The 23966-nt window shown below is 67.3% G+C and carries 21 protein-coding genes and 1 pseudogene; 11 read left to right on the top strand and 11 right to left on the bottom strand.

Features of this window, described 5'->3' with window-relative positions; genetic code table 11:
- The 4 genes from LCD31_RS22045 to cas7u form a co-directional block, all read right to left on the bottom strand.
- Positions 1-718, bottom strand: a 718-nt coding sequence (locus LCD31_RS22045; protein ID WP_224960796.1) for a hypothetical protein, incomplete at its 3' end; no start/stop codon positions are given.
- Positions 715-3486 carry a hypothetical protein gene (locus tag LCD31_RS22040; RefSeq protein ID WP_224960795.1) on the bottom strand — a complete coding sequence of 924 codons (2772 nt, stop codon included), beginning with the start codon at positions 3484-3486 and terminating at the stop codon, positions 715-717. The genes LCD31_RS22045 and LCD31_RS22040, both read right to left, overlap by 4 nt.
- Positions 3483-5069: a type I-U CRISPR-associated protein Csb2 gene (gene csb2 / locus LCD31_RS22035; RefSeq protein ID WP_224960793.1), complete on the bottom strand. Its 1587-nt coding sequence runs from the start codon at positions 5067-5069 to the stop codon at positions 3483-3485. The genes LCD31_RS22040 and csb2 overlap by 4 nt, the downstream gene beginning before the upstream one ends.
- A complete protein-coding gene (cas7u, locus tag LCD31_RS22030) occupies positions 5066-6304 on the bottom strand; it encodes a type I-U CRISPR-associated RAMP protein Csb1/Cas7u (RefSeq protein WP_224960792.1) in 1239 nt (412 codons plus the stop codon). Before cas7u ends, csb2 begins: the two co-directional genes overlap by 4 nt.
- Positions 6305-6923: 619 nt before the next feature.
- On the opposite strand from cas7u, the gene LCD31_RS22025 reads away from it, so the two are divergent.
- From LCD31_RS22025 to LCD31_RS22010, 4 genes are all read left to right on the top strand, one after another.
- Entirely contained in the window at positions 6924-7520 is a 597-nt protein-coding gene (locus LCD31_RS22025; protein WP_308015860.1) for a ferredoxin reductase, read from the top strand.
- Positions 7521-8142: 622 nt separating this feature from the next.
- A complete protein-coding gene (locus LCD31_RS22020) occupies positions 8143-9888 on the top strand; it encodes a class I SAM-dependent DNA methyltransferase (RefSeq protein WP_224960791.1) in 1746 nt (581 codons plus the stop codon).
- Entirely contained in the window at positions 9885-11189 is a 1305-nt protein-coding gene (locus LCD31_RS22015) for a restriction endonuclease subunit S (protein WP_224960790.1), read from the top strand. The genes LCD31_RS22020 and LCD31_RS22015 overlap by 4 nt, the downstream gene beginning before the upstream one ends.
- Positions 11120-14326 carry a type I restriction endonuclease subunit R gene (locus tag LCD31_RS22010; protein WP_224960789.1) on the top strand — a complete coding sequence of 1069 codons (3207 nt, stop codon included), beginning with the start codon at positions 11120-11122 and terminating at the stop codon, positions 14324-14326. The genes LCD31_RS22015 and LCD31_RS22010 overlap by 70 nt, the downstream gene beginning before the upstream one ends.
- Positions 14327-14620: 294 nt before the next feature.
- On the opposite strand, the gene LCD31_RS22005 is transcribed toward LCD31_RS22010, so the two are convergent.
- The 7 genes and pseudogenes from LCD31_RS22005 to LCD31_RS21980 form a co-directional block, all read right to left on the bottom strand.
- Positions 14621-15949, bottom strand: coding sequence for a hypothetical protein (locus tag LCD31_RS22005; RefSeq protein ID WP_224960787.1), 1329 nt, complete (start codon positions 15947-15949; stop codon positions 14621-14623).
- A 502-nt stretch (positions 15950-16451) separates the two neighbouring features.
- Positions 16452-16886: a hypothetical protein gene (locus LCD31_RS22000; RefSeq protein WP_224960785.1), complete on the bottom strand. Its 435-nt coding sequence runs from the start codon at positions 16884-16886 to the stop codon at positions 16452-16454.
- Between the two features lies 1 nt (position 16887).
- The gene (locus tag LCD31_RS21995; protein ID WP_224960783.1) at positions 16888-17316 is read right to left on the bottom strand and encodes a hypothetical protein; all 429 of its coding nucleotides are present in this window, start codon (positions 17314-17316) and stop codon (positions 16888-16890) included.
- Between the two features lie 230 nt (positions 17317-17546).
- Positions 17547-17981 (bottom strand): annotated as a pseudogene (locus tag LCD31_RS29815) (putative T7SS-secreted protein); the annotation flags it as partial.
- Positions 17974-18378, bottom strand: a complete 405-nt coding sequence (locus tag LCD31_RS21990; protein ID WP_224960781.1) for a hypothetical protein — start codon at positions 18376-18378, stop codon at positions 17974-17976. The pseudogene LCD31_RS29815 and the gene LCD31_RS21990, both read right to left, overlap by 8 nt.
- A gap of 138 nt (positions 18379-18516) precedes the next feature.
- Positions 18517-18720 (bottom strand): DUF397 domain-containing protein, encoded by a 204-nt coding sequence (locus LCD31_RS21985; protein WP_224960778.1) that lies wholly within the window; start codon positions 18718-18720, stop codon positions 18517-18519.
- A gap of 21 nt (positions 18721-18741) precedes the next feature.
- Entirely contained in the window at positions 18742-19644 is a 903-nt protein-coding gene (locus LCD31_RS21980) for a helix-turn-helix transcriptional regulator (RefSeq protein ID WP_224960776.1), read from the bottom strand.
- A 323-nt stretch (positions 19645-19967) separates the two neighbouring features.
- Here LCD31_RS21980 and LCD31_RS21975 point away from each other — a divergent pair, with 323 nt between their 5' ends.
- From LCD31_RS21975 to LCD31_RS21945, 7 genes are all read left to right on the top strand, one after another.
- Complete coding sequence (locus LCD31_RS21975; protein ID WP_224960775.1) at positions 19968-20129, top strand: hypothetical protein; 162 nt, start codon at positions 19968-19970, stop codon at positions 20127-20129.
- A 266-nt stretch (positions 20130-20395) separates the two neighbouring features.
- The gene (locus tag LCD31_RS21970) at positions 20396-20830 is read left to right on the top strand and encodes a hypothetical protein (protein ID WP_224960773.1); all 435 of its coding nucleotides are present in this window, start codon (positions 20396-20398) and stop codon (positions 20828-20830) included.
- 48 nt (positions 20831-20878) lie between these two features.
- The gene (locus LCD31_RS21965) at positions 20879-21154 is read left to right on the top strand and encodes a hypothetical protein (RefSeq protein WP_224960771.1); all 276 of its coding nucleotides are present in this window, start codon (positions 20879-20881) and stop codon (positions 21152-21154) included.
- 223 nt (positions 21155-21377) lie between these two features.
- Positions 21378-21827: an NUDIX domain-containing protein gene (locus tag LCD31_RS21960; protein ID WP_224960769.1), complete on the top strand. Its 450-nt coding sequence runs from the start codon at positions 21378-21380 to the stop codon at positions 21825-21827.
- Positions 21824-22072, top strand: a complete 249-nt coding sequence (locus tag LCD31_RS21955; protein ID WP_224960768.1) for a hypothetical protein — start codon at positions 21824-21826, stop codon at positions 22070-22072. Before LCD31_RS21960 ends, LCD31_RS21955 begins: the two co-directional genes overlap by 4 nt.
- Positions 22069-22947 carry a LuxR C-terminal-related transcriptional regulator gene (locus LCD31_RS21950; protein ID WP_224960767.1) on the top strand — a complete coding sequence of 293 codons (879 nt, stop codon included), beginning with the start codon at positions 22069-22071 and terminating at the stop codon, positions 22945-22947. Before LCD31_RS21955 ends, LCD31_RS21950 begins: the two co-directional genes overlap by 4 nt.
- Positions 22944-23966: LuxR C-terminal-related transcriptional regulator (locus tag LCD31_RS21945; protein WP_224960766.1), on the top strand; the 1023-nt coding region annotated here is incomplete at its 3' end. The genes LCD31_RS21950 and LCD31_RS21945, both read left to right, overlap by 4 nt.

Raw genomic sequence — 23966 nt, 5'->3', positions numbered from 1 at the left:
GGCGGTGGGTGACGGGGAGTTGGGACAGGCCCCAGAGTGCGCACCAGGTGAGGGCGTTGTCGGTGGGGCCGGGTGGAGCGAGGCCGGTGGCGGTGCGGCTGTCGTGTTGTTGGCTGCCGATGGTGTCGGTGGTGGTGTCGCCGGTGAGTCCGGTGTGGATGGTTTGGGGTGTCCATTTGGCGAGTGCGACGGCGAGGGGTCGTAGGCGGGTGGTGACGATTTCGGAGCCGCGGTTGCGGGGTTGCATGTCGAAGCGGTTGGCGGCGTTGTCCTGGATGAGTTCGCCTTGAGGTGTGAGGCTCCAGTAGCAGGGTTCGCCGAGGGCAGCGATCAGTTGCTGGTCGAGCCAGGTGCCGCGTGCGCGGAGGGTGTTGAGGGCGTGGTGGCGTTGCTGTTGCAGGTCGGTCCAGTCGTCGCCGCGGAGGCTGCTGATGCGGGGGCTCAGCAGGGCCATGCTTCGTCCGCGGCTGGTGAAGGTGGTGTGCAGCCAGCTGGCGGGGTCGGCGCGGTCGGTGGCGTGCTGGTGCACGGTGGCCGTGACCTGCTCGGGGGTGAGGGTGCTGTGGAGGCGTGGCCGGGGGTCGGGGGTGTCGGTCCAGGACAGCAGGACGTCGTGGTCTCCGGCGTCGTCGAGGATCGCCGCGAGCCCGTAGAGGGCCAGGTGGGACAGGGCGAGGTGCGGGGGGCTGGTGGCCAGGATGAACTCGTGGGTGGTCATGAGCCTTCCATGGAGATCTGGCTGTCGGCGGCGCGCAGCAGCGCTTCGAGGTAGGCGCATCCCCACCAGCCCCACCGGCGGTGGGTGGTGGCGATGATCTTGTCCCAGGCCCCGTTCTGGAACCAGTGCTGGGCCAGGGCGAGGTCGGGGTGGCCGTCGGGCAGCAGGTCGGTGCCGGTGTGGTCGAACAGGGCGCGGCCGTGGCCGTGGCTGGTGCCGATCAGTCGCAGCACCAGCTGTTGCTGGTCATCGAGGGCCGGGTGGTCGCGGGCGTAGTGCAGCGCGGAGAGCTGTTCGTGGCGCCAGCGGTACGGCAGACGAGCTTCGAGCCGGTCGGTGCGGCGCTGGGTGGGACTGCGGTAGGGACTTTTCGCGATCGGGCGGTCACCGGGGTCGGTGTGGCCGAGGAAGCGTTGGAACCGTCGGTCGTTCTTGCCGCTGTCGTGGTGGTATCCGGCTTCGGCCAGCACGGCGGGAAGCGACGCGGCGAGGCGGAGGACCTCGGGGCCGGCGAGGTGGCCGGCGCGGTCGCCGACGGCGGTGTTGTGGACGTCGAGCTCGGCCGCGGCGGCGGCGGGGGTGAGGGTCTGGCGGGTGTCCTCGTCCCGGGCCGCGCGGCGCAGATCCTGGACGACGAGGCGGCAGGGGGTGTCGTCGAGGTCGGTGTGGAGGGTGATGTCGTAGTCGCGGACCCGGCCGGATTCCAGCAGTTCGACCGTGGCGGGCAGCGTCGGGTGCGGGGTGGGTAGCTGCTGGTCGAGTTCGGCCAGCAGCGCGGCCAGTTCGCGGCGGCCGGAGCGGGTGTGCAGGGTGTCGCCGAGGTCGGTGGCGGCGTCCAGGATGTGTTGCACCTCGCCGCGGGCCAGGTGCGAGCTCTCCCCGAGGCGCAGCACCAGGGATCCGGGGTCGGTGCGGGTTTCCAGGACGTCCTCGGCGGTGTCCGCGCCGGGCCCGGGAACGGCGGCGTCGAACCGGAACAGGGCTGCGGTGGTGTCGACCACGACCAGATCCCCCGGGGCGAGGTCGGCGGCGGAGTCCAGCACGCTGACCTCGCCGGCCCGGATGCGGCCGAGGCACGGTGTGGTGCCGGGCGAGTCGGGGATCAACGCCGCCAGGGACTCGCGCAGCGTGGTGTTGAGTCGGGCGGGGAACACTTCGTGGTCCTGCACCGGGGTGGCGTCCAGCAGCTCCGGCAGTTGGGAGGGTTCGGTGGGCAGGCCGGTGCGGACGAGGATGCCGATGTCGGGGGCGGTGTCGAAGTCCTCGGCCAGCCACAGCTGCACGTCGTGGTCGAGGCCGAGTGCGGTGCTGGTGCGGGACAGGTAGTCCACTTCGGCGGGTTCGATGCGCTGGTAGAGCATGCGGCGCCGGGCTGCTGCCGGAGGGGGTTGCTGGGTGATCGTCCACGGTGCGAGATCAGGCAGTTCGGTCAGCCACTGGTGTGCGGCGGTGAGCTCGGCGGCGGTGTAGGGACCGCTGCGGGCCTTGGCAGCAAGGGGCTTCGACGGCACCAGCACCGTCACCTCGGCCGGGGCTCCGGTACGGCCCATGCGCCCGAAGCGCTGGGCGAGGGCCGAGCCGCTGGCGAGTTCGGTGATCCCGGTGCGGAAAGAGCAGTCGACGCCGACTTCGAGGGTTTGGGTCGTGACCACCACGTCGAACGGGCTCAGCTCGCCGTCGCCGGCGACGTGCAAGCGTGCGAGTCGCTCGGCGGCACCGTGCGGGCGCATCCGCCCGCAGAAGACCCCGATGTCCAGGGTGCTGCGGCGCTGCAGCTCGGTGGCCAGGTCGAGGGCGGTTTCCACGGTGTTGACGTAGCAGCCGACCGTGGCGCCGAACTCGGCGTGCTTGGCCAGGGCGAGCTCAGCCAAGCGGCGGATCGCCGTGGCACGCGGACCGCCCTTGCCCGGCATCGGCCAAGTCGGCAACTCGTGCAGCACCAAGGGTTTCTTCGCACAGACCCGAATACGCAGCGCTTCGTCCGCGCCGGGGGCGAGATCCTCGTCGCGGACGCCGATCGCGGTGCGGGCGCCGTCGTGCTCACCGTCGGAGCCGACCGCGGTGGCGGTGGTCTCGACGATCTGCAAGGCCGGGACGCCGAGGTGCTCGGCTTCACCGGCGGCGAGTTCGGCGACCCGTCGCCCGGTGATCAGTGCCTGGGTGGCCAGGTGGGCTTCGTCGAGGACGACGACGGTGTCCATCGCCAGCAGCCCGGCTTCACGTGGCCGGGCCGCGCGGGTGCTGCCGTAGCCGCGGAAGAGCAGGCGGCTGCCCCACATCGCCGGAGTCGCGCACAGCACCGCGCACGCCTCCGGCTCATCCCGCCACACCCGCGCGGGCGGCATGCCCCCGCGCAGCCGCCCCAGCACCACCGGATCCACCACGTCCGGTTCCGGGGCGAGGCCGGTCCACCGCAGGGTGCGCAGCGCAGCAGTGACCTCGGCCAGCACGCTGCCCGCCGGTGCGGTGTTCAACGCGGTGATCAGCTCGTGGGTGTAGTCGTACTGGTCGTCGGTCAGCGCGCGCCGGTCGACCACCAGCGCCAGCCGCCGCGGCACCCGCGGTCCGCCGGTGGCCATGCAGGCCACGGCGAACAGGTGCACGTCAACGACCGACGTCTTCCCGGCACCGGTCGGCGCCACGATCTGATCGGGCCACCGGCCGTGCTCGCCGAGGTGGGCGAGCAGACGCTGCTGCCACCGGTACGGGGACCGGCCCGGGTGGGCTTCGGAGTAGAACGTCGCAAACTGCTCAGGCGAGAGGGTCATGATCCGGAAGAGGTCTCCGTGGTCTCGTCAGGAAATTCATCACGCGGAATCAGCAGACCCGCGCCGAAGTGCCGGGACTGGCCCAACGCCAGCAGGCTCGTGTCGGCGGCCAGCTCACCCAAGCCCAGCACCGCCCGGTAGGGGCGCAGCACCACGTTTTTCGGGGCGGTGTGCACGAACCGGCCCGGGTCTCCCGGCACCATCCGCACCTCCCGCACCTGCACCCCGCAGGCGCGGGCCCGCTCGGCCAAGCCCCGGGATCGTGCGTCACCACGACCGGGCACGGCCAAGTGATCGCGCCACAACAGCCCTACCGAGGCCGCGACGGTGTCGGGACCGGACCAGTTCTGCCGCAGCGGCCGCAGATCCGGCACCGCAGCCGGGTCCGTCTCCCACCACCGCAGCGCCTTCGGCTGCGGCGGCCCCCAGAACTCGACCGCCGGAACTCGCACCGGCGGTCCCGCTACCCGCACGGGCTCGGCGAGTCCCGGTCGTTTCCCGCGCGGTGGACGCCGGTTCAGGATCGGACGCAGGCCCACCAGCGCCTGCTCGACCATCTCCACCACGCCCGGCTCCGCACCGGCGGGAATCAGCACCGCCAGAACCGGCGCCTGGTTCGGGCCCCGATGCCAGCTCGCGCGATCCTCGGCGAGGAACTGGATCGCGACCCCGTTGGCCGGGCGCCGCAGTCCACGCGGGTACTTCCCGGTCACGCACGGCGGTACCGGCATCCCGAGTTCACGATCAATCCGGTGGATCAGCCCACGGTGCACCGACGTCGCCGCCTGCACCCGCAACTCGTCGGGCACATCCTGGTCCAGCGGCACGCACACCACCGTCTCCCACGGCGCAGGCACCGCCTGCTCCACAGCCTCCGGCGGAGGCCGCAGGTAATAGGCCGGGCGCACGCACAGCCCGGGGACCGGGGCGAGGCGAATCTTCTCGTCGGTACCGGCCGCGTCCTGGCGCACGCTCGGTACCTGCTCGGTCGCCGCGGCGTGCGCGGCGGCCAGTTCCGCTGTGCGGCCCGGCAGCGGTACCGGCACCGGGATCCCGTGAGCACCGAACCCGGAGGCCATGTTCCGGTCGTGGGTCGCGGTGGCCTCGCCGACCCGCAACCGCACCGGGGATTCGGCCATCCCCAGATACGCCACGTCCCGGCACAACCCGGCCAGTGCGGTGCGGATTGCCACGCTGGGCTCGGTGTTCCAGCTCCAGCCGACCGGGCCCGACCACACGACGGCGCCCGGCAGCAGCTTTCCCGCCTTCTTCAGCTTGAGGCGGCCTTTCGCCCCGAACAGCAACCCGTCCTCGCGGTAGGTATCGATCTGCTCGGCGGTGACCGCGCGCGGCGGCAGCACCAACCCGTCCGGCGGGTGCTGTTCCAGCCACTCCAGCACCGCCGCATCCGCCGCGCACGGCACCAGCCCGTCGCCGTCCTCGACGGCCCGTGGTCCGGTCGCGGCCGCGTTCAGCAACGCCGCGTGCAACCGCGCCGGGGAGATCACCTCGTCGAGCAACGCGCCGCCGCGGTGGGCCCGGTAGGTGCCCAGCGGGAACTCGGCCAGCACCGCGAAGCTCACGCTCCCGCCTCCCCCGCACCAGCTTCTTCGGCGTCGACCGCACCGGCGATCACGGCTTGGTTCCCGGTCACCTTCATCGCCACCCCGTTCCAGCGCACCCCGGCCACCGACTCCGCGTGCTTCAGCGCGGCGGCGAGCAGGCCGGCGGCCTCGTCCACCGACGGCACCGCCAGCTCCACGTCCCCGCCGCCGCGCCCATCGAGCGTCAACACCGCAGGCGAGACCTCCGTCAGATTGCAGTTCGCCCGCAGGAACAACTCGGCGTTGGCCCGTGCCAGCCCATCCAGCGCGAACGCCGCCAACAACGCCCGGCACGCCGCATCCCCCTCGACACCGGCGCCGAAACGGATCTGGCGCAACGTCGCGAACGACAACACCTGCGACCGCACGATCCGTTCACACGCCACCCCGGCCAACTGGCCCAACGTCGGCGGCACCGCCCCCAACCCCAACGGCGACGCCGACACCGGCTCCCCCTTCTTGGCCTTCGCGACCTTCTCGCTGATCGTCTTCGCCGGTTTCGGCCCCAGCTCCGCTTCCTGCTCCCCCAGCATCACCGTGAGCTCGTTCTGCGCGACGTTGACCTGTGCCGCCACCGGATCAGCCCGGCCTCCGCCCTTCAGCGCAGGCTCATCATCCAGGCAGAACCCGATGATCTCCCCCACCAGAGCACTCGGCCACCGCCCCTGCCGAGTCCGCCGCGACGCATCCCAGCCCCCGTACACCAACGTCGCCGGACTCGTCTCCAACAACGCCCGCGCGTTCCGCGGCGAAGCGTTCCGCACCGCCCGGTACTGCTCGGTCTGCGTCACCGGTGTCCCCTTCACCCGGCCCGCACGGATGTGCCCGTCGAACGCCCGATGCGGCAACGTCCAATCCGAGAACTCCTCCAGACCGTCCTCCCGCTCGTACGACACCACGATCCGCGGCACCCGAGCCAACAGCGAGTCCCCATCCTCCAACGCACGCTGCTGGGCCGCCTCGACCCGATTCAGCTGGCTGGCCTTCCCATCCACCAGCACCACATACCGCAAATCCTCGCCCCAGAACCGCTTCTCGAACGCGTACCGCGGCGGATCATCGCGCTTCGCCCCCGGAAACACCGCAGGCGAAATCGCCGCATGCCACCCCGCCGACGGACACAACTCCGTCGACACCACCGCACAACTCGCACCACCCCCCGACACCGCAGCCAACAACCCCTCCAACGACACCGAACCCGACACCACAACCACCCTTCACCTGGACATATCCCCACTCCCCCGCGGCTTTTCCGAAGAGGAGGAACAGCGCGGCGAGAACGTAGACCACACCCCCGACAAACCCCCACCAGACCCCACACCCAGGCTTTGGAATATGCACTGCACTGTATTCCAGCCACACTGAAAGGCGCCGCGACAATCCAAACGGCGAATTCCCAACAACCCCGGCGCTACGCGACGAAGAGCATCGTGGGCTATATCGCCACCACTCGGACGAAGCACACCTTCCCTCGATGAAGGGCTCTTCGTCGCGCAGCAGGCCCCAACCAGGGCCAGCCACAGGCTAACCATCAGGCCGAAGCGGACCACAACCTCACCAGCCAGCTCACCGCCTGCCATCGATGCTGACGGCGGCACCTCACTCGCGGAGGGCCAGGACAAGGAGACAGGTCGCTGCGAACGTACCGCCGACCGCGAACATCGCGGCCAGGATCGCCGCCGGGACATCGCGACGACTCAGCCAGGTCAGGACACCCACGGCGACACTTACCATGACCGAAAACAGTGCGATTACAGCCAGGGCGAGTAAGCCCACGGCAACCCTCCTACAAGGTATGCTTTTTAGGTTAACCGCAAAGCACCCTAGCGGAGCGTGTCCGTGTTGCTACCTTCGGCACCTGGGGGTGGCTCGCCGGATCACCGCATCGCGGTGCGCCACGACCGGCTCAGCCGTGGCGGCTCGGAGCACGTCCACCTGTTGCCCCGCGAAGGCCGCACCGTCGAGGTCTCGCCGCCGCGCAACAACTTCCCGCTGCTGCCCGCCCCCGAGTACCTGTTCCTGGCGGGCGGCATCGGCATCACCCCGATCGCGCCGATGCTGCGCGCCGCGCTCGCCGCCGGGGCCACCGCGCGGCTGGTGTACGCGGGCCGCAGCACCGCGAGCATGCCGTTCGCCGCCGAACTCGCCGCCGAACTGGGCGGCCGGGTTCGGATCGTCGCCACCGGCACCGGCGGGCGCCCCGACCTCACCGCGCTCGCCGCCGAGCTCGGCCCGGAGGCGCTGGTGTACTGCTGCGGCCCCGACGCGATGCTCACCGCCGCCGAAGCCGCCTTCCCCGCCGACCGGCTGCACCTGGAACGCTTCCAGCCCACCACCAGGACACTCGCCCCCGCCTATCGCTGGCCCCAAACCGGGAACTCGGAGCACAACGGCTACGACCACGCTGTGCGGCGGCTCTTCCCGCACTGAGATTGAGACCGGCCGCGGCAAAGTCGACGTCGAGCTCTCCTTCATCGAACAGCTTGCGAGCACTACCGTGTCAAGGTAGCCGTCGACGCAGCCCACCTGCGCAGACACGACTTCAGCAGGTCAGGGCGGTGCCGGTCAGAGACGTTTACACCCGTTCGACGCGGTTCGACGCGCTTGGCGCCTCCCAATTTCCTCCCAAACCTTGCCTCCCAGCAGGGCATTCGGCTCACCGGGAACAGGCACTTGGTCTTTGATGATCTGTCGATCGACCGGCGTCGCGGTTCGGGTCGACGGAAGGAGCGCCAGAGCGGAAGCACGGCCGCGTGGCTGATTCATGCGACTGCTTGGGCTTCGAGTCATCGCTCGGGCTGCCTCGAGGAAGGACTCTTAAGACGGCGACGGACGCCGAACCAACCGTCGTCGCAGAGACCGGCCGTGCAGGGTGACATGCCGTGCCCGTGCTTCAGAGATGTGGGTGTTGGTACGCACCGTGTCGTGATACGGAATGATGTTCTTGTGACGTACCAGTCGCTGGAGACCGCACACCGCCTGATGGGATGGTGCGTACGGGCTCGCACTGGGCGTCCGGGCCCGTCGTCGAGTGATCGTTGTAAGGAGCCTTGTGAGCACCCTCGGTAGTTTCATCTGGTCGATCGCCGACCAGCTTCGGGGCCCCTACCGCCCCAACCAGTACGGCAACGTGGTCCTCCCGCTCACGATTCTGCGGCGCCTTGACTGCATCCTCGAGCCGGACCGGGAGACAGTCCGGGAGCTGGCGGCGAAGTACGAGAACCCGACCCGGCTCAAGGTCGAGGTCAAGAAGGCGACCGGCAGGCCGTTCTACAACACCTCGAACTACTCTTTCGCCAACCTCCTCGACGATGCCGACGGGCTGGCCGACAACCTGGTCGACTACATCGACCGGTTCTCCTCCGATGTCGACGTGTTCGAGTACTTCGACTTCAAGAAGGAGATCCTCGCCCTGGAGAAGGCAGGGCTCCTGCGCGAGGTCGTCACGTCCTTCAAGGCCGTCGACCTGCACCCGGACGTCGTCTCCAACGCCGACATGGGCGATGCGTTCGAGTACATCATCCGCAAGTTCAACGAGGCCGCGAACGAAACCTCAGGCGACCACTTCACCCCGCGGGACGCGATCCGGCTGCTGGTCGACCTGCTCTTCGCCGAGAAAGACGCCGACCTGAACGAAGCGGACATCGTCCGCACGCTGTACGACCCCACCGCGGGCACCGGCGGCATGCTCGCCTTGGCCGAGGAGTACCTGCTCGCACACAACCCCGACGCGCGCCTGAGCCTGTTCGGCCAGGAGTACAACCCACAGTCGTACGCCATCTGCAAGTCCGACCTGCTGGCCAAGGGCCACGACGCGACCAATATCGCCTTCGGCAACACCCTCACCGACGATGCGTTCGCAGGCCGCCAGTTCGACTTCTGCATGTCCAACCCGCCCTACGGCGTCGACTGGAAGCAGTACGCCAAGGCAGTCACGAAGGAGCGCGACGAAGCAGGCCCCTACGGCCGGTTCGCCCCCGGCCTCCCGTCGACCTCGGACGGGCAGATGCTCTTCCTGCTCCACCTGGTACACAAGATGCGAGCACCCGAAGACGGCGGCGGCCGAGCCGGGATCGTGATGAACGGCTCCCCGCTGTTCAACGGCGCCGCCGAAACCGGCCCCTCCAACATCCGCAAATGGCTGCTGGAAAACGACCTCGTCGATGCAATCGTCGCACTGCCGACGAACATGTTCTTCAACACCGGCATCACCACCTACATCTGGATCCTCGACAACACCAAACACCCCGACCGCAAGGGCCTGGTCCAGCTCATCGACGGCACCTCGTTCTGGACCAAGATGCGCAAAAGCCTTGGCGCCAAAAACCGTGAGCTCAGCGAGGCGGACCGAGCGGAGGTAGTCAAGCTGTACGCCGACTTCGCCGACGCCAACCCGGACTACTCCAAGGTGCTCCGCAACGACGAATTCGGCTACTGGACCATCACCATCGAACGACCACAATTGGATAAGAACAGCGACCCGGTCATTGACAGCAAAGGAAAGCCCAAGCCGAACACTAAAAAACGCGACACCGAGAACGTCGCGTTCACCTACGACGGCTCGACCGCCGGTGCCGCGGGCAAGCACGAAGTCATCCAGACATACTTCAACGCGGAGGTGAAGCCGCACGTCCCGGACGCCTGGATCGACTGGGCCAAAGTCAGGACCGGCTACGAGATCCCCTTCACTCGCCACTTCTACAAGTACGTCGCACCCCGCCCCCTCACCGAGATCGACGCCGACCTAGAGAAGCAGGTCGCTAAAATCCTCGACCTGCTGCGGGAGGTCGAGCAGTGACAGGACCACTTTGGGAAACATTGCCTGAAGGCTGGCGGACAGGACAGATTAAGCACGCTGCGACGGTCACCCTAGGCAAGATGCTGCAGAGCAAGAACTCGGGCGGTGATGAACGTGCGCCCTACATGCGCGCCGCGAATGTGCAGCCTAACGGCGCGTTGGCCCTCCAAGACGTAAAAGAGATGTGGTTCGGCGAGACTGAGCTAGAGCAGTTGAGCATCCGGGCCGGTGACGTGGTCGTTGTCGAGGGCGGCCAGGGCGGCTTCGGCCGTGCCGCGTATGTCGCCGACGAGCTATCGGGCTGGGGATTCCAGAACTCAATCAACAGGCTACGACCGATCGATGGCTTCGACGGACGCTTCATCACGTTCTACCTGATCGCACTGCGGGCTAGCGGTTTCGTCCGCGCTTATTCCAACGTTGTCTCGATGCCGCACCTCACGGCGGAGAAGCTTGCCAGGATTCCGCTCCCGCTGCCACCGCTGGATGAGCAGCGTGCCATCGCCGACTACCTCGACCACGAAACCGCCCGCATCGACACGCTCATCGAGGAACAGCATCGCCTGATTGAGATGCTACGCGAGCGGCGTCAGGCTGTCATCGAGTCCGCCGTTGGGTGCGGGTTGGACCCGGCCGCGCCGATGAGACCGAGCGGCCTGTTCTGGACGGCCGAGGTTCCTGAGCATTGGGCAGTTGCGAACATCCGCAAGGTAGCGACGATGAAGACAGGTCACACTCCGAGCCGAAGCAAGCCTGAGTACTGGGTGGAATGCACCATCCCGTGGTTCACTCTCGCAGACGTGTGGCAGTTGCGGGATGGTCGGCGGACCTACCTCGGCGAGACGGCAAACCTCATCAGCGAGGCTGGCCTCGCCAACTCCGCAGCTGAGTTGCTACCCGCCGGGACAGTCGTGCTCTCTCGCACGGCCTCCGTCGGATTCACCGGAATCATGCCGACGGCAATGGCGACTAGCCAGGATTTCTGGAACTGGATCCCGGGCGACCGCCTAGCGGCGGAATATCTGATGTGGACGTTCCGGGCAATGCAGAGCGAGATCCAGTCGCTGATGATCGGATCAACTCACAAGACCATTTATCAGCCGACTGCTGCCGCGTTCCGAATTCCAGTACCTCCACTTGATGAACAGCGGCGGATAATCGCTTACCTCACCGACCAGACCAAGAAGATCGACACTCTCATCACCGAGTCCGAGCGATTCATTGATCTGTCATGCGAGCGGCGTTCGGCATTGATTACTGCGGCGGTAACGGGGCAGATCAATGTGCGGGAGACGGCGTGATAGCTGATCACAACGAGGCCGCCTTCGAGTCCGAGATCTGCGAACACCTTGCTGAACAGGGGTGGCACTACTCGGCCGATGACACCGGGTACGACCGCGAACGGGCACTCTTTCCCGAAGACCTGTTCACCTGGCTGCAGGAAACCCAGCGAACTGCGTACGAGAAAGCCCTGAGGGCGGCGGGGTCGGAGGCGAAGTTCCTCGACGTGTTGACCACGGCGCTGGACAAGCCCCTCGAACATGGTGGTGGGATGTTGAACATCCTGCGCAATGGGGTGCAGTACATCGGTGGTGGCCGGTTGAAGATGGCGCAGTTCCGGCCCGAGACGGGTCTGAACGCGACCACCAATGAGCAGTACGCGGCGATGCGGGTGCGGGTGATGCGGCAGGTGCATTTCTCTACCGCTGACCGGCGCAGCATCGACTTGGTGTTCTTCGTCAATGGGCTCCCGGTCGCGACCGTCGAGTTGAAGACCGACTTCACTCAATCCGTCGATGAGGCGATCAACCAGTACCGCAAGGACCGGAGCCCGCTGACCAATGGTCGGCCGGAGCCGTTGCTGTCGTTCGGGCATCGGGCGCTGGTGCACTTCGCGGTTTCCAATGACTTGGCGGCGATGACCACCAGGCTAGAGGGCGAGAAGACGCATTTCCTGCCGTTCAACATGGGCCACGACAGTGGCGCGGGGAACCCGCCCGCCGATGATGGGCGGTCTGCGACGGCGTACTTGTGGGAGCGGGTCTGGGAGAAGCATGCCTGGCTCAACATCATCGGTCGGCTGATGATCGTGGAGACTAAGGAGGAGTGGGACGTCACCAGCGGGACCTCGGTACGGCGTACACACATGCTGTTCCCACGGTTCCACCAGTGGGAGGCCGTGACGAACATCGTGGCCGCGGTGCGCGAGGAAGGTGTGGGGCATCGCTATCTGATCGAGCACTCGGCAGGGTCGGGAAAGACGAACACCATCGCCTGGACCGCCCATCGGCTGGCGCGGCTGCACGTGGACGATGAGAAGGTCTTCGATTCGGTGATCGTGGTCGTGGACCGTACGGTGCTCGACGGGCAGCTCCAGGAAGCGATCCGGCAGATCGACGGATCGGGGAAGATCGTCACCACGATCAGCCCCGAGGACGTCCGCAAGGCGGGGGCGAAGTCGAAGTCCGGGCTGCTGGCGACCGCGCTGAAAAACGGTGAGCTGATCATCGCGGTGACAGTGCAGACCTTCCCGTTCGCGCTCGACGAGATCCGAGCAAACAAGGGCCTGAAGGGCAAACGCTTCGCGGTGATCGCGGACGAGGCGCACTCCTCGCAGTCGGGCCAGATCTCCTCCAAGCTCAAGGCCGTGCTGACCGCCGTGGAGGCCGAGGAGATCGAGCAGGGCAGTGCAGTCGACGTCGAGACGATCTTGGCCTCGGAGATGACCGAGCGGGCGGACTCGCCGAACATCTCCTACTTCGCGTTCACCGCGACGCCGAAGAACAAGACGCTGGAGCTCTTCGGCCGCAAGGGCCTGGATGGAAAACCGGTCGAGTTCCACCTCTACTCGATGCGGCAGGCGATCGAGGAAGGCTACATCCTCGACGTGCTCAGGGGCTATCAGACCTACGACACCGCACTGAAGATCGCAGGTCAAGCCGAGAGCGGCGATGGCGACGAGGAAGTGGAGGAGTCCGCCGCACGCAAGGGGCTGATGCGGTGGGTGAAGCTGCACCCGACCAACATCAGCCAGAAGGTGCGGATCATCGTCGAGCACTTCCACGCCAACGTTGCCCACCTGCTGGAAGGCCGGGCGAAGGCGATGGTCGTGACCGACTCGCGCAAGGCCGCGGTGAAGTACAAGAAGGCGATCGACGCCTACATCGCCAAGCGGGCCGCCGAGGACGTCTCGTACCACTACCGCACCCTGGTCGCCTTTTCCGGCGCGGTGACGATGGCCGACGACGAGGAATGGGTCACCGACTGGGGTCCGCAGCCGAGCAAGGACGACGAGTTCACCGAAGCCAACCTCAACCCCGGCGCCGGCTCAGACTTGGCCGCCGCGTTCAAAGGCTCGACGTACAAGATCATGTTGGTCGCCGACAAGTACCAGACAGGCTTCGACCAACCCCTGCTCTCGGCGATGTACGTCGACAAGAAGCTCTCCGGGATCACTGCCGTGCAGACGCTCTCGCGGCTCAACCGCACCCACCGCACCGCAGGCGGGGAGCAGAAGCGCAAGACGTTCGTCATCGACTTCGTGAACAAGCCCGAGGACATCCGGGCCGCGTTCGAGCCGTACTTCACCAACGCCTCGTTGGAGACCGAGACCGACCCGTACGTCGTCTTCCACCTCGCCACCAAACTCGACCAGGCTGGAATCTACACGCCTGAGCAAGTCCGTGAGGTTGCCCGGCTTTGGGTGGAGCGCAAGGGCAACAGCGCGCTCTCGGCTGCGATCAGCCCGGCCAAGAACGAATTCGCCCGCCGCTACGCCGCTGCGATGGAGGCCGAGGACAAGGTCACCCTCAACACTCTCGACCTGTTCCGCAAGGACGTCTCCACCCTCGTCCGGCTCTACGACTTCATGAGCCAGATCGTCGACTACGGCGACCCATACATGGAGATGTTGTCGATCTTCCTTCGACTCCTGGAGAAAGTCATCGCCGACTCCTCCTGGGCCGCAGAAGTCGACCTCTCCGACGTGGTCCTCGTGGGGGTCAAGCACACGAAGGCCACCGCGGTCGACATCTCGCTGACCGGTGACGGCGAACTCAAGGGCATCAGCGCCGCAGGTACTGGAACCCGGAAAGAACCCAAGTACGTTGCACTTCAAGTCGTCATCAACACCATGAACGACCTCTTCGGCGCTGAGTCGTTCTCCCAGTCCCAGATCCGGGAGTTCGTGCAGGGACTCGTACAGCAACTCCTCGCACGCCCAGAGTTGATCAACCAAACCAAGGTGAACTCGAAGAAGCAGTTCATGGAATCACAGGACTTCCAGGCGGCGGTCACCGAAACCGTCGTCGAGAACCAGGAAGCCCACAACACCATGGCCGACTACTTCTTCAGCGACGGCCCCGGCATCAGCGCCGTCATCGTGGCACTCGCAGACGCCTTCTACGAGGCGGCGGTCGACCAGCAGGCAGACGAGTGAGGCAGTCCGAGGCTTGATCCACAACGAACCTGGCGGTCCCGAGAACTTCACAACAGGGCACGACAGAAGGAGAAGCTGCCCTGGACTCGAGACCGGTGATATCGCTGCCGTTGCGCTCCGCACAGAGCTCCTGTAGGCACCCTGTTACCTCCTAGCGTCCGCCGGTCAGGGAAACCCCGGGCAAAGCTCCTCCCATGCGGTGCGCCGCGGAGGTTGCCGATGTCTTAGCGAGGCAATGCCGTGCGACGCGAGTCCTCTGCTGATTGCCGCCAGCCAGCGGGTCAGCGATGTAGATCAGTTTCGTCCAAGGAGCGTCGAAAGCGCCTCGCGCGGTTCGTGGAACGCCGAAGCAGCTGTGGCTGCCAACGCCAGCACGGCCAGTCCGGACAGCGACCACAGCGCTTCGCCGTGCTGGCTGCTCCACGACAGCGCGATGACCGCGGCCAAGGCTCCCACTCCGGTACCGCGCCGCAGGTAGCGGCGCCGTCGGAGCCGGGCAGGTGATTCCGATTCCTCGTCGGCCGATTCGGCAGTGGGTGCGGTGTCGAAGCAGGCCGCCGCGGTCCAGTTGCGGTTCAGAAAGCACGTGGTGACCGGGACCAGCTCGCGTTCCAGCGTCTGGAGCTGTTCGGCGAGCGGGCGCGTGGCGTCGGTCAGCAGCACCGTGCGCACATGCCGAGCCACCCGGCCGGCCAGCACCTGTTCGTGCGGCCGTAGGACTCGTCCTCCTCGCGCCAGGTCTTTCTCGGCGACGAGCGCGGCGGACTCGGCCAGGCGCTGGGCACGGTGCAGCCCGGCCGAGCTCGGCGACTCTTGGGCCGCGCAGCACGCCAGCAGGCTCTTCCACAGCATGACCGCGACGGTGCGCTCGGCACGCGCGCAGAGTTGCCGCCAACGCCCGATCACGAAGCCCAGGAAAGCCGCACCACCCATACCGACGAGCAGCACCATCATGAGCGGACCAACGGTCGAGGGGATCAGCTGGGCTGCCGCCGAATAGGAGAAGTAGACCGAACAGACTTCAACGCCGTACCGCCAGTTCGCGAAAATCTTCCAGAACACCGCTCGGCGTGGATTCGGTGTTCCCGCAGGCAGCAACGCTTTCGCTCTCCGACGCCGGGCGCGCCGACGCCACAACACCCAGCCCCGCGACGACGATCGGGTTGGGGAATCCGAGGCCACCGAATTCGATGGCTTCCTCGGCGAAGCCACAGCTTCGGGTCGATCGAGCAGGGTGATCTCGGTTGCGGCAGAGCGGAGCTGCCGGGCGACCGGCTGGTGCTTCCAGGCCAGCACGCGCAACGCACCGAGATCCGCGATGCGCGCCAATGCTCCGTCCGCGGAGGCGACGACGAACCGCTCGTGCCCGCGGTCGGACAACGTGCGGGCATGCGCGAGGATGGCGTTGTCCGCAGCGTCAGGTTCCCGGTCCACCAAAACCGTGGTGACGCCGAGATCGCGGAAGGTCCTGCTCATCCTCTCGTCTTCGGCATCACCGTGGCGTGCGAAGAACGCCACCGCCGACGCCCCCGGAACCGCCGCGAGTAGCGCACTCACCCGGGCACGGATGACGTCGTCCCGCGGAGCCTTGCCGCCGATCACGTTCTCGACATCGATGAGCACCAACGTCTGCTTCCGCGACGCCGCCGAGGCCCGTTGATCCCTCTCGCTCACGGGGACGGCTTCGTCGTGGGGCGCGCTCATACCGGTAGCCGCCGTGAACAGACGTGGCCGTTTCCAGCGCTGCACCGCCGACACTTGTGCTGCGAGCCGACGCACTGCGCCCTTCCCTCACGCTCCATACCCATCGGGAACTTCATCGGCTCGAACCTGGCCAACCTGAACCGAAGCACCACGTACAGGTGATCTTCACGCAGGTGCACGCCCCCTAAAGAACCGCTCAGGGCTGAAGAGCCCGTCGACGGGCGCTTCGATCTCCAACCAGGGCTGGTCATCGACGGCCTCGGCGTCGAAATCGACGGAATTTCCGTCGTCGTCGACATTCTACGGCGAGAAGTGGTTGAGCGGCGTGAACGGCGTCTCGTAGCGGACGGCAATTTCGTGGCTGACCACCGCGACCACCGCGAACCGGAACACCATCGGAACTTTTACCTTACCGGCCAGGTCAGTCCTGGTAGTTCTCGATCTTGCATCCCTCTAGATTGAACTGCCGCAGCACGTCCAAGGCACGGTCGGACACGACCAACCGGGCCAGTTCGGTCACGCCGAGATCATCCTGTCCGGCCGTCCCGGTCACGACCAGCCACTGAAACTCCGGGAAAGCGTCGATGCCCTGCTCCGCACGCACTTCATCGGCCTCGGGCTCGAACGTGATCTCCGCGTCACGAAGCTCGAACGCTGCGAGTCCGGAAGATTCGAGAGCGTCCGCGAGCCGCCGGGTCACCAGTAGTACCGGGAACCGGCCGATGAGATCCGCGCCGGCCCAAGCGTCGATGGCGAAGTGCAGGTGTTCCACTCCGGGCGGGTGCACAGAGGTGTCGAGCACAACGTTCTCGCCGAGGTCTCCTGCCGCGTTGCCGCGGATCTTGTGGAATGCCATGTCACCTCATCGGTGGAGTGAATCGATGCCCGTACTTGTTGTCAACGTGCGTGGCAAAGTCTAACAACTGCTCCTTCGTCGCTGTCGGATGCTGCTCGTAGAACTCGTCCCACTCGTGGCGAATCTCTGAGAGGTGCAGTGAATTGTTCTCTTCTTTCGGGATCCCGCGGAGGTTGTCGTACGAGTGCATCTCGGCCATCGACAGGTCCGCTTCGGGGTAACGCCGTGACGATGCCTGCTCGACCGCGTGGTGGACGACGACCTTCCCTTCGAGCTCGGGATGGTTCTCGAAGAACGTCTTGCGATAGTCCTTGCGGACCGCGCGGCCGAACTGGGCGGGCAGGTGCCCGGCGGCCTTGGCCGCCTCGGCGGCTTCGCCGACGGCCTTGGTGATCTTCCCCGTTCCGGCAGCCCATCCGAGGAACGGCACCGCGGCCGCAGCCGACAGGCCTGCTTCGCTTCGAGACCCTTGCCCTGGGCGGCGTACCACGCCGCATTGGTCAGATCGGCGATTTCACCGATCCCCGGGACCAGACCCGCGACGTCGAGGACGCCGTGGGCGATCTGGGAGACGGTGCTCTCGGCTTCTTCGGGGATGCAGCTGCGCAGTGCCAGCGCCGTCTCCGCCGCGACCTGCTCCAGCTGTTCGCGCGCCCGGGCCAGCATCTGCCGTGCAGCTTCCCGTGTCGCAGCACCGGGATCCTGAAAAGCCCCCTCGCCCGGCGACGCCGGCGCGGCTTCCTGCGCGGCACGAGCACGAGCGGTCTGCTGCTGGCCCCGGGTCCACAGCGCGATCGCCTCCGCGGCCTGTCCCTGGGCGTAGCGCAGCACGCCCGCGTGGACGTCGAGGACCTGAGCGGCGGTCTCCAGGGCATCGCCCGCGTCGTACCACTTCGTCGGCTCGTACTCGAACCGCGCGCGGAACGCCTCAGCGGCTTTCCCCACCCACGCACCGGTATCGATCGCCCGAAGCGCGACCGCGACATCCACGGCCTCACCAGCCCGCCGAGCCAGCACCCGCACCTGCGCGTCGATCGACTCCGGCGACCCCGGGACCAGCAGGCGCGGCTGAGTGGTCTCACCGAGCTCAGCCATCGACCGCGTCCACCGCCGGGTCCTGACGCAACACCTCGACCGCGGCCGCGTCGGCTTCCCGATACGACGCAGCCGACGCGGCCAACGCTTCAGCCATCTCGTCACCCTCGGCGACAAGGTCGTCGATCGCCGAGCTCCAGTGCTCGCAGAACTCGCTCATCGCAGTGGCCAAAACGTCGTCGCCGTACTCGTCAGCAGCCCCGGGAAGCTCGCCGAGCTCACGACCATCCTGTTCCCGCACCGCCGCTCTGATCGACCCAGCCGCCGCGTCCAGGACACCCAGCTCGACGTGGAATCCCACCCCGTCCAGGGCCACCCGATCCCCCTCCCGCGATAGATCCATTCGAGACGACAGAGTAACGATCACCTCGACCAGCACGAGGCGCTTCGCGAACATCCCTACGCAGCAGCGCCAATACCTGCCCAAGCTCAACGTGTAGCGGCGCCGAGGCGTGAGATCTCCCCGAGGCGTGTCGGGAACATGAGAACGCCCATCCGGCGGGAAGCTCCGGATGGGCGTTCTCCATCGCTGCGCTCAGCGGTCGAAGGCGCCGTCCTTGACCTTGCGCAGGAACGAAGTCCAGCTGGCGACGGCGAACGGCAACACCGGGCTCGCCTCGCCGAGCTTGCTGTCCCGGACGCCCGTGACCCCCGGAACCGTCGCGACCTCGACACAGCTGCCGTTGGGTTCGCTCGCGGTGGCCTTGCGCCAGCCGGTGAACCTCTCGGTGGGGGGCATGGCCTGCTCCTTCGGGGTGGATCAGTCGAACTCGTCGGCCACCCGGAGGACGAAGGCCCTCGACTCCACCGGATCAAGTGCCGCCCCGAGCAACCCCTGCCACAACCGATTGTAGGCACTCACATGGGTGCTTCCGTCGAGATAGTCCCCGTTGCTGAACTGCTCGACGTAGACGAACTCCAGCGGCGGAGCGTTCGTGCTGACCGAGGGCACGCGGAAGTGGACGAACGGGAACGACGACGCCAGCGACGGGATCGCCGCGAACGGCAGCACGTGCAGGTGCACCGACGGCAGCTCGGCGGCGTCGGCGAGATGCCGCATCTGCCTGGCCATCACCTCCCTGCTCCCGTACATGCGACGTAGCGCCGACTCCGACAAGACCGCGGTCAACTCCGCGTCTTGCTTGTGCAGAACCGCTTGCCGCTCAAGCCTCGCCTTGATGCGGTTCTCGGTCTCGACGTCCCCGTAGCGAACGTTCTCGAACATCGACCGCATGTACTCCTCGGTCTGCAGCAGACCGTGGATCACCTCGGTTTGGTAGATGTTCATCGACTGCGCGTCGGTCTCGAGATCTACCGCCATGCGGAAGTGCGCAGGATGCGCCGAGCGGTAGCCGCGCCAGCGGCCCCGGTTCTCCGCGCCCTTGTTCAGCTCGCAGAACGCGTCCGGATCGATCGGCTCTCCACCGTCAGCCGGAGCTCCGTCAGCACCCGTACCGATCACCTCGGCGTAGTGCTCGACCAACTCCCGCAGCGGCTTCTGCCGGATACCGGTGATGCCGTTCTCGAGCTTGCTCACCGTCGCCCAGGTGCGCTCGATGACTTCGCCGGCATCAGCGAGCTCTAGACCTGCGCGTTCGCGAAGGTGCCGCAACTCGTTGCCGAGCTGCAGACGCCTGACCGTCGGGGTTGGCATGCCGATCATTCTCCCATCCCGATCAGCAGCCGAGCGCAGCGAGCCGTGCCCGACACGTCAACACCACCCGTTCGATCGCATTGTCGGATCGAACTTGCGACGCTATCGTGACGACATTGCGAATCGAACTTGCGACTGAAGGGCCGGGCATGGGGGCAAGGATTGATCCATTCGCCGCAGCAGAGCTGGGGCGCCCGAGCGTCGGCACAGCGCCGACTCGTGCGAACGGAGCTGGTGCCGAAGCGCTCGCTTCTCCGTCGACCGCGTTCTGGGTGGTGCCGCGCGGCAGCAGGGCACGGCACGTGGTCACCGCGCCACCGGGCACACACCGCGTGAACAGCACGATCAAGACGGCACGCGGTGCGGCGGTGACGCTGCCGTTGCCGACTCCGAACGACCGGGTTCCGAGAACGCGGTCGATCACCAAGCGGTGCGGTGAGTGCTCAGCCACCGCGCAGCGGCTGAAGCTGCGCGACGTCGTCTGGGACTCCTGAACGCCCACCTGACGCGGACGGCCACGGACTCCGATCAGCCGCTGTGCGGCACGAACTCGCGAAGAAGGGAGAAATCGATGGGACAGGTACGACACCGGTGGTGGCACCGGTCGAGACCGACAGTTCTCACACGCCGGTGTGCGGCAACGAGCAAGGAAGGATCACGGGATGTCAGCTGTGGTGATCTTGCTAGTGCTGGTCATCGTGGCGCTGGTGGTGACGGCGTTGACGATGTTCGCGTAGCTGCGCTGACGGACCCGGTATGGGTGCGGTTGGTGCGGGGTTCGCAATGGCACCGGGCCGGGGCGGTGTGTGCCGCGCTTGCGGGGGTTGTGACCGAGTTCTCCGGGCTGTATCCGCCGCGGGCGGGCGGGTTCGTGGTGTGCCTGGAGTGCGCGTTCGTCTCGGGTATCGCCGAGTGGGCGGCGGCGTTCGTGCCGGACACGCTTTCCGGACGCATCGCGGAGGTCTCCGTGATCAGCGAGCCCACGCCCCCGCGCGCGGTGCGGGCAGGGCCGTGGAATCCGGTTCCGGGGCGGCACAGCGTCGACGCGCCGACCGGCGAGATCCGCCGGATTCGCCCGCACACCACGACGAAGCCGTCGTGCCCGCGCAGCAATGCGGGCGTGGAGGCCCCCGGCAGCTGGTACCTGCCAGGGACCTCCACGCCCGGTAATCAGGGTATCGCCTCGGCCGCCTGATGTGGCCGCATCCCCCGTGGTTTTCTTGATCGAATCGAGGTGTTCCTGTTGTCTTCAGCGACAGAGCTGTCCACGTCTTCGTCATCGGCTTCGGATATCGAGACGGTGCTCGAGCAGGGCCAGCAGGTGTTGCAGCGGCTTCATGCTCTGTTCGTCGCTCTGCTCGGTGCTAAGGCGACCGACGAGGACTGCATCCGCGTAGCCGCGTCCCTGCGACGGCTGGCGAAGCTGCTCGATCGAATCGCCCCCACCTGTCCCGCACCCGCACGCCTCGACACCGCGCCTGGTGGTCGTGAGCGGGTGTTTCCCGGTCAGCAGCGCTAGTTCCTCCCGCCGCCGGTACCCCGACGAACATCCGGCGGCGGGTGTCCCCCGGGACCTTGATGAGCCCCTCGATGGGTTCCGGGGGCGGGCTGGGTGGCGTGCTTCCCCGAGCGCCATCCGGAAAGCCCGGCCGCACGATCCCCCGACGGTTTTTCGATCGTGCGGCCGGGTGCCCCGCAAACGGGTTTTTCCTTCTCTTTCCTCATTGTCGAGTGTGATGTTGATGTCTCCTGATCCGCCGCCGTTGATCCACGCGCGGGTGTGCACGCTGCTGACCCGCGCAGGCGGGGACGAGTGGCTACTTTTGCCTGCCCGGGGCGCGCAGTGGCGGTTACCGGGCGGGGCCATTCGGGACGGGGAAACCCCGACCGAGGCGGCCTGCCGCGTCCTGCGGGAGGAAACCGGACTCGACGAAGCAGGCGACCTCGTGCTGCGGGTGCACCTGTGGGTGCCGCCGTCGTTCCCCGGCGGCCCGGCCACCCCGACCTACGTCTTCGCCGTCCCCGCCGCCCCGGACATCGCCGGGGACTGGGTGCATCACCGCGGCGCGGTCAGCCTCCTGGCACCCGACGACCTGGTGGCCGTGGCCGACCTCGCCGACCCCCGCCGACACCCGTCGGTGCACTACCAGGAACTCCTCGCATCACCACGAGCAGAACGGCTTTCACCATGACCACCACACGCTACGGACTCCCCTGCGCCTGGCACTACCACCCGCAAGCGCACATCACCGTGCGCTGGGGCCGTCCCGACAACGCATTCACCGTGCACCGCGGGAACCAGCGCGGCACGCGCGACGACCATGCCCTCATCGCCACCGTCGCGGTCGCCCAAGGCTGGCTCGACGACAACGAGGTCGCCCGCAGAGCACGCGCCTGGGTGAGGGCCAACCCCGAACTCGTCGGAGGGCACCGATGACCACGTCCCGGTACGCCTCGTTGAACCTCGACGCGGAGCTGACTCCGTCCCCACTGCTCGTGGCACGGCTCGTCGCCTGCGGACTGACCAACGAACGCATCGGCCACACGCTCGGCCGCAGTGCGAACACGATCAAAACCCACCTGAGCGCCGCCATGCGCAAGGCGGGCGCCACAACCAGGTACCAGCTCGTGGTCTGGCTCTACGAGACACGACACCTGCAGCCCGGACTCCCCACCCAGCCACGCCAGGCCGCGGCCGCCGAGCTCGCCAGGCACTCACCGGAGCAGGCCCGGCTGCTGCACCTGGTCAACACCGTCCGCGCCGACATCGACGCCGCACTGGCCCACTTCCACTCCCCCACCGCGGACACTTCCCGGGCCCCCACGTCCTCCCTTCCCGTGCCCGAACGCTGGACCGGCCTCAACTACGACGCCGCCCTGTCGACACGAGAGCTCGAGCTCGCTCACCGGCTGACCACCACCCCCACCAACGACGCCATCGCGACCAGCCTGAGCACCACCACCGACATCGTGAAAGCACACCTACGACGCGTGTACTCCAAGGTCAGCGCCCGGTCTCGCATCCACCTCATCGTGTGGCTCTACGAAACCGGCCGAGCCCTCCCCGGCCAGCCGCACCTGTCCGCAACACCCCGCCCAGTTGCCCAACCCGCAACCGTGGACCGGACGGCGAGCCACCACCTGTCCGTGGCGCGCGATCACCTCATCGCCACCCGCGCACTGCTCGCGCGCACCGCCCGCAGCCTCGAGCACCCCACCCGCGAGCACCAGCTCACTCCTTCTCACCGGCCACGACCGACGGCAGCTACCGAAAACCCCAGGACACCCCGCCTTCCCGGAGAACACCCGTGACCGACCGCTACCCGGACCACCTCGCGCGTTTAAAGCTGGCGGCGGAACTCTCGCCCGTGGAGGTCGAGGTCGCCCAGCTCGTCGCCTGCGGACTGACGGACCCGGCCATCGCCAGCGCACTCGCCCGCAGCACACAGACCATTCACACGCACCTGGCCCGCATGCTGCGCAAGACCGGGGCCCGCGGCCGCTGTGAACTGGTGATCTGGATGTACGAAACCGAGCATCTCGTACCCGGCCGCGCCGCACTCTCCACCATGTCTCCGCAGTACGCACCTGTCCAGGGCGGCACGATCACCGATCGGCGCGTCGGGCTCAACCTCCACGCCGACCTCCCCCACGACCTGGTCGACCTCGCCCGGCTCGCGGCGTGCGGACTGACCAACGACACCATCGCCACACGAGTGCACCGCACCCTCGGCGCCGTCAACTACTGGCTCGAGCAGCTGCGCAACATCACCGGAACCACGACCCGAGTCCAGCTCACGGTCTGGATGTATGAGACCGGACGCGTTCGTCCCGGCACACCCGACGACCCCGCCCACCTGCTGACGAAGCCTGTCTCTCCCCACCAACCGGCCACCGGCCCGACCACACCCCCCGACGAAGAACATGCTCACCCCGAGATGCCCTCCGCAATACGGATCCGGGCCTGCGTACTGCTCTCCCGCCCCGAACGCGCCGACTGGCTGCTGATCCGAGAACACGGCGCCCCCACCTGGCGCCTACCCGGTCGCGACGTCATCACGACCCTCCACACCCCCACCGAGACCGTCCTGTCCACGATCAACGACGTCCTCGGCTTCGCGCCCCGCTGCACACCCCGCTTCTGCGCGCACACCTGGAACCGCACCGAGGCAGGCCCACGACTGACCTACCTGTTCGCCGTCGACACCCTGCCCGCCGACCTCCGGCCACAGCACGGAATCGACATCAACTGGGTCCACCGCGCCGTAGCCCCCCGCCTGCTGTCCGGGCACGACATCCCCGTCGTTCACCGCCACCTCGCCCTGCCCGCC

The organism is Saccharopolyspora sp. 6M, assembly GCF_020176775.1.
Classification (GTDB): domain Bacteria; phylum Actinomycetota; class Actinomycetes; order Mycobacteriales; family Pseudonocardiaceae; genus Saccharopolyspora_C; species Saccharopolyspora_C gregorii.
The sequence above is the reverse complement of the archived record's forward strand: the minus strand, read 5'-3'. Positions and strand labels throughout refer to the sequence as shown.